The organism is Neisseria sp. P0021.S005, from assembly GCF_051956955.1.
The window spans coordinates 1-5,884 of record NZ_JBQCWY010000161.1; the positions used below are offsets into that span (position 1 = coordinate 1).

At 47.9% G+C, this 5,884-nt stretch carries 8 protein-coding genes; 4 read left to right on the forward strand and 4 right to left on the reverse strand.

Annotated features, from left to right (window positions below; all coding sequences use genetic code 11):
- Both ACTHUE_RS09815 and trmA read left to right on the forward strand, forming a co-directional pair.
- Positions 1–185 (forward strand): phosphate acyltransferase (locus ACTHUE_RS09815; protein ID WP_440423380.1); only part of this gene is annotated, 185 nt, incomplete at its 5' end.
- A 117-nt stretch (positions 186–302) separates the two neighbouring features.
- Positions 303–1,385, forward strand: a complete 1,083-nt coding sequence (gene trmA, locus ACTHUE_RS09820; protein ID WP_070616030.1) for a tRNA (uridine(54)-C5)-methyltransferase TrmA — start codon at positions 303–305, stop codon at positions 1,383–1,385.
- Between the two features lie 69 nt (positions 1,386–1,454).
- Here the strand turns inward: trmA and ACTHUE_RS09825 are convergent, their stop codons facing one another.
- Positions 1,455–2,495: a zinc-dependent alcohol dehydrogenase family protein gene (locus ACTHUE_RS09825; RefSeq protein WP_070616029.1), complete on the reverse strand. Its 1,041-nt coding sequence runs from the start codon at positions 2,493–2,495 to the stop codon at positions 1,455–1,457.
- A gap of 162 nt (positions 2,496–2,657) precedes the next feature.
- Between ACTHUE_RS09825 and mutY the strand changes: the two genes are divergently transcribed.
- Entirely contained in the window at positions 2,658–3,692 is a 1,035-nt protein-coding gene (gene mutY, locus ACTHUE_RS09830; protein WP_440403053.1) for an A/G-specific adenine glycosylase, read from the forward strand.
- Between the two features lie 6 nt (positions 3,693–3,698).
- Here the strand turns inward: mutY and ACTHUE_RS09835 are convergent, their stop codons facing one another.
- A complete protein-coding gene (locus ACTHUE_RS09835) occupies positions 3,699–4,055 on the reverse strand; it encodes a hypothetical protein (protein WP_440403339.1) in 357 nt (118 codons plus the stop codon).
- A gap of 3 nt (positions 4,056–4,058) precedes the next feature.
- Positions 4,059–4,256: a zinc-finger domain-containing protein gene (locus tag ACTHUE_RS09840; RefSeq protein WP_003745781.1), complete on the reverse strand. Its 198-nt coding sequence runs from the start codon at positions 4,254–4,256 to the stop codon at positions 4,059–4,061.
- A 113-nt stretch (positions 4,257–4,369) separates the two neighbouring features.
- Between ACTHUE_RS09840 and ACTHUE_RS09845 the strand changes: the two genes are divergently transcribed.
- The gene (locus ACTHUE_RS09845) at positions 4,370–4,864 is read left to right on the forward strand and encodes a DMP19 family protein (protein WP_440423383.1); all 495 of its coding nucleotides are present in this window, start codon (positions 4,370–4,372) and stop codon (positions 4,862–4,864) included.
- A gap of 63 nt (positions 4,865–4,927) precedes the next feature.
- Here ACTHUE_RS09845 and ACTHUE_RS09850 read toward each other — a convergent pair whose 3' ends face one another.
- A complete protein-coding gene (locus ACTHUE_RS09850; RefSeq protein WP_003745777.1) occupies positions 4,928–5,701 on the reverse strand; it encodes a M48 family metallopeptidase in 774 nt (257 codons plus the stop codon).
- Positions 5,702–5,884: the final 183 nt, after the last annotated feature.

Below are 5,884 nucleotides of genomic sequence, written 5' to 3' on the forward strand. Positions count from 1 at the left end.
CAGACCTCAATACCGGCAACTGTACTTACAAAGCCGTACAACGCAGCGCCAACGTCCTGAGCGTAGGCCCGTTGTTGCAAGGTTTGCGTAAACCGGTTAACGACTTGTCCCGCGGCGCATTGATTGAGGACATCGTCTTCACCATCGCCCTGACTGCCGTTCAAGCCAAACAAATGCAAGGCTGATTGACAAGCTGATGCTTTGAAATCAAAGGCCGTCTGAAACCGATGTTTCAGACGGCCTTTCGTATCTTTGCGCCAACTATATTATAATTCGCCATTATTTTCTGAAAGACTGCCCCGATGACTGCCTACCAGCAACAACTAGCCGACAAAAAGCAATATCTTCAGCAACTTTTCCAAGGACTGGATTTTCCAGAAATCGAAGTCTTTGAATCTCCGGAACAGCATTACAGGATGCGCGCCGAGTTCCGCATCTGGCATAAAGGCGGCGAAATGTTTTACGCCATGTTTGAACGCGGGCAAAAGGCAAGCGGGGCAAGCCTGATCCGTTGCGACCAATTTCCTGCCGCGTCCGAATCCATCAATGCCTTGATGCCGAAATTGATTGAAGCCGCATCCAATCATCCCGAGCTGAAAAACCGCTGGTACGCCGTCGAATTTTTGTCCACTTTAAGCGGCGAAATGCTGGTTACCATGATTTACCACAAGAAGCTGAACGACGCATGGCAACAAGCCGCGCAAGAGCTGGCGCACAATTTGGGCATCCACATCATCGGCCGCAGCCGCGGACAAAAAATCGTATTAAGCCAAGATTTTGTGACCGAAGCATTGGAAGTCAACGGCAAGACCTTCCGCTATCGTCAAATCGAGGGCAGCTTTACCCAACCCAATGCCCAAGTATGCAAAAAAATGCTGACTTGGGCGTGTGATGCTGCGCAAAACTTAGGCAAAGACATGCTTGAGTTATACTGCGGCAACGGCAATTTCACCCTGCCGCTTTCGCAACATTTCAATCAAGTATTGGCAACCGAAGTTTCCAAAACCTCCGTCAATGCCGCCCAATGGAATATTGAAGCCAACCAAATTACCAATCTCAAAATCGCTCGTCTGTCTGCGGAAGAATTTACCGAGGCCTACACGCAAAACCGTGAATTCCGCCGCCTGCAAGAACAAGGCATCGACTTGAAAAACTATGATTTTTCAACCATTTTCGTTGATCCTCCACGCGCTGGTGTTGATGATGAGACGCTCAAATTGGTTGCCCGATTCGACAACGTCCTCTATATTTCCTGCAATCCTGAGACCCTGCGCACCAACCTCGACACGCTCTGTCAAACTCATACCATCGAACGCGCCGCCCTATTCGACCAATTCCCATTTACCCACCATATCGAAAGCGGCGTTTGGTTGAAGAAAAAATAAAACCATACAAAAAGGCCGTCTGAATGTTCAGACGGCCTTTAATTAACGGCATATTAAGCGATTTTCAAATCAATCCGCTTCCAAAACCACTTTCATGGCTTGGTTTTCAGCAGCGTGTTTGAATACATCGTAAGCTTTTTCCAATTCGCTAAATTTGAAATGGTGGGTCATCATTTTGGTGTAATCCACTGAGCTGCTGGAAATGGCTTTCATCAGCATTTCGGTGGTATTGGCGTTAACCAGGCCGGTAGTAATGGCAAGGTTTTTAATCCACAGTTTTTCCAGTTTGAAATCAACGGATTGGCCATGTACACCAACCACAGCGATATGGCCGCCGGGTTTCACGATGTCTTGGCACATATTCCAAGTCGCAGGGATACCGACCGCTTCGATGGCACAATCTACGCCGTCTTCGCCGACGATAGCGGCAACTTGCTTACTTACATCGCCGGAAGCAGGGTTAATGGTATGGGTCGCACCCAACTCTTTCGCCAGTTTCAAACGGTTTTCGTCCATATCGCAAACGATGATGGCTGCGGGGCTGTACAGTTGGGTGGTCAACAGGGCGGACATGCCGACAGGGCCTGCGCCTGCGATGAATACGGTGTCGCCGGGTTTGACATCGCCGTATTGCACGCCGATTTCGTGGGCAGTCGGCAAGGCATCGCTCAACAGCAGGGCGACTTCTTCATTGACGTTTTCGGGCAGCGGAACAAGGCTGTTGTCGGCATAAGGCGTGCGGACGCATTCGGCTTGTGTACCGTCGATCATGTAGCCCAAAATCCAGCCGCCGTTACGGCAGTGTGAATAGAGTTGGATTTTACAGTTGTCGCAAGTACAGCATTTGCTGACACATGAAATAATGACTTTATCACCGACTTTGATGTTTTTTACAGCATCGCCGACTTCTTCTACAATACCGATACCCTCATGACCGAGAATACGACCGTCGGCAACTTCAGGGTTTTTACCTTTCCAAATACCCAAGTCAGTACCGCAAATCGTGGTTTTAACGATTTTGACGACTGCATCAGTCGGATCGATAATTTGAGGGCGGGGCTTTTCTTCGAAACGGATGTCGTTTGCGCCATGATAAACCATTGCTTTCATGTGAATCTCCTTGAACGGTTAATAAACTTTAACAATACAGCGTAAATCCACGTTAACTATATTTATATACCCCTCTACCAGATAAGTCAATCCTGATTATTATTTCGTATGTTATAGTGTAACGCTATGTTTTAAAAATAAATAATTAAAAAGTAAATATTAATGAACACATCCACATCCTTCGCGCGACGACTCATCGATTGGCAACGGCTGCATGGCCGTCACAACTTGCCTTGGCAGGTCAAAGACCCTTATTTCGTCTGGCTTTCAGAAATCATGCTCCAACAAACACAGGTTGCTACCGTATTGGACTACTATCCGCGTTTCTTAGCCAAATTCCCAACCGTGCAATCGCTTGCCGCTGCGCCGCAAGACGAGGTTTTATCCTTGTGGGCAGGCTTGGGCTATTACAGCCGCGCACGCAACCTGCACAAAGCAGCGCAACAAGTTGTCGGACAATTCGACGGTATCTTTCCGCCCGAACGCAAAGACTTGGAAACGCTCTGCGGCGTAGGCAGAAGTACCGCCGCCGCTATTTCTGCCTTTGCTTTCAACCGACGCGAAACCATCTTGGACGGCAACGTCAAACGCGTTCTCTGCCGTGTCTTTGCCCAAGATGGCAATCCGCAAGATAAAAAATTTGAAAACTCACTTTGGACGCTTGCCGAAAGCCTGCTGCCGTCTGAAAACACCGATATGCCTGCCTATACACAAGGGCTGATGGATTTAGGCGCAACCGTCTGCAAACGAACAAAACCTTTGTGCCATCAATGCCCGATGGCAGACATCTGCGAAGCAAAAAAACAAAACCGCATTGACGAGCTACCCCGTAAAAAAACTGCTCCCGAAGTGCAAACCCTACCGCTTTATTGGCTGATTATCCATAACACTGACGGCGCATTATTGCTTGAAAAACGCCCTGCCAAAGGCATTTGGGGCGGTCTGTATTGCGTACCCTGTTTTGAAAAATTAGACGATTTGTATGCTTACGCAGAACGCTTCGGTATTATTTCAGACGGCCTTGAAGAACAAACCACATTTACCCACCGCCTGACCCACCGCTTATTGATGATTACCCCTTTTCAGACGCAACAAAGGCCGTCTGAACATCTTTCAGACGGCCTTTGGGTATCATTGGAACATTTAGCAGATTATGGTTTGCCCAAGCCTTTAATCAAATATTTGGCTAAAGGCTAAACCGCCCTATTCCACAATCTCTTTAAATACAACTTCTTTTCCGCCGCGAATCAGCACGGCAAACCCGTCGCCAATCTGCCAACGTGAGCTTGGATTGGCGTACTCGACGCCCTGACTCCGCAAGCGGACTTGCACCAGTTTCTCAACCGTATTGCCTTCACGCAACTCAACCATCATCGGGCTGTGGCTGTTGATATAAATTGCAGTAATCGTCCGACCTTGTGCGGATTGATAACGGACAGAATACGTCTGCGCCTGTGCAATGACCGGTAACGGCGCGTCTGGACGCACGGCCTTATACGAGCCACACGAAACGCACAAACTCACGCACAAAGCGCAGATGATTTTGTTCAACATAGATATAGATCAGTAATGATGATGCGGAATCTCGCCATCAAGACGGTAATAAGTGCCGCAATACGGGCATTCAATCTCACTATTAGACTGAATCGGCAAGAACACACGCGGATGGCCGTTCCATGTTTCATGATTAGGGCCGGAGCAATGCAGCGGCAAATCCTGCGGCTTGATGACTACAACGTTTTTTTCAGACTGTGTACTCATGGTTTGGTTCCTCACTATGTTTTCTTATCTTCCGATATTGTAAAGCAAAACGGCCGCTAGGTTCAGACTGAAAACATTATATAATCACTTTTTTCAGACGGCCTTTAATGATTATGACTACCCTGCTCCGCCTTCAAGATTTCGATACTTCCGATTCCGCTTCATTTCTTTATACACTCAGCGCAGCCTATTTGGATCACACCGAACAAGCAGGAGATGAAGACATGTCCGGCCTCAACGACGAACAGCATACATTGACCGCCCTTTGCTATCTCGACAGCCAAATTCAAGAAGGCGGCTTCGTACAGCTTATCGCTTCAGGATACGGAGAATACATCTTCGGCAATCCGGTTGCCGACAGCCTGCGACGCTGGCGCATCAAGCCGATACCGAAAATCTTAGACAAAGCCAAAGCCCTGTACGAAAAACACGGCGAAGCCATTGAAAAAATGGCAGACGAGCAAAGGGATTTCGACGAAATCCGCAAAGCTTTTCCCGATTTTGAAGAGCTTGACGGCGATTATTATGACGTTGCCGACGAAGACTTGGAAACTGCGGCAGCCTACGTTCAGGCAAATTGGGATAAATTTGCCAAACTGTCAGACTGAAACCATAAAACTTTGCCGGTTTGAATCATCTGTTCAAACCGGCAAAATTATAAGTACATCAAATTAACGTTTGTTTTTCTGATAAATCGGCATCACTTCAGGCAACATCTTGCGGATTGCATTGATACGCGCTTGATTGGTCGGATGGGTCGACAAAATAGACAATGAGCTGCCGCCCTGTACTTTGTTCATTTTTTCCCACACGCTTACCGCAGCCTCAGGGTTGTAGCCTGCTTCAGCCATCAAACGTACACCGCCGGCATCCGCTTCGCTTTCCTGATGGCGTGAGAACGGTTTGGTTGCCAACAAATCTGCACCCAAGCCGACCAAATCACCATCCACACCGGTTGAGCTGGCCAAAATCGAACCGCCCAAGCCGGTCAATACTTGTCCGCCCAAAGCTTTTTTACTGTGTTCCAACAAAGCATGGGTCATTTCATGGCCGACAACGGCGGCAATTTCATCATCCGTCAGCTTCAATTTTTCTACTATGCCGGTGTACACGGCCATTTTACCGCCCGGCATTGCCCATGCGTTCATTTCATCACTGCGGATAACGTTCATCTGCCAGTTGAAAGGCACGCCGGTTTTGTTGGCGCGCTCAGCATGAGGACGCAGACGTGCAAACACGCGTTGAACGCGTTGAGCAGTTGGAGATGAAACATCCAAAGCTTTTTGACCACGCGCGTTTTGAATGACTTGTGAGTAACTTTTGGCAGCATCTTCATTCAAAGTCGCAGTATCGTAGCCAACCATATCCGCTACAGAAGTACAGCCGGTCAACGCCAAAATCACACCCATGCCGGCCCAATATTTTTTATTCCATTTTTTCAACATGTTTTCTCTCTGTGTTTTAAAATTAATGTAACGACATTGTACCCAAATTTAATACCCTTTACACAAAAGGCCGTCTGAACGGTTTCAGACGGCCTTTAAGCGTAATATTTAAGAACGGCGCTGCAGCATCCAAGACTCAATCTTACGCGCATCGTTCACGCGGGTTGTGGAAGACGGAGAGTT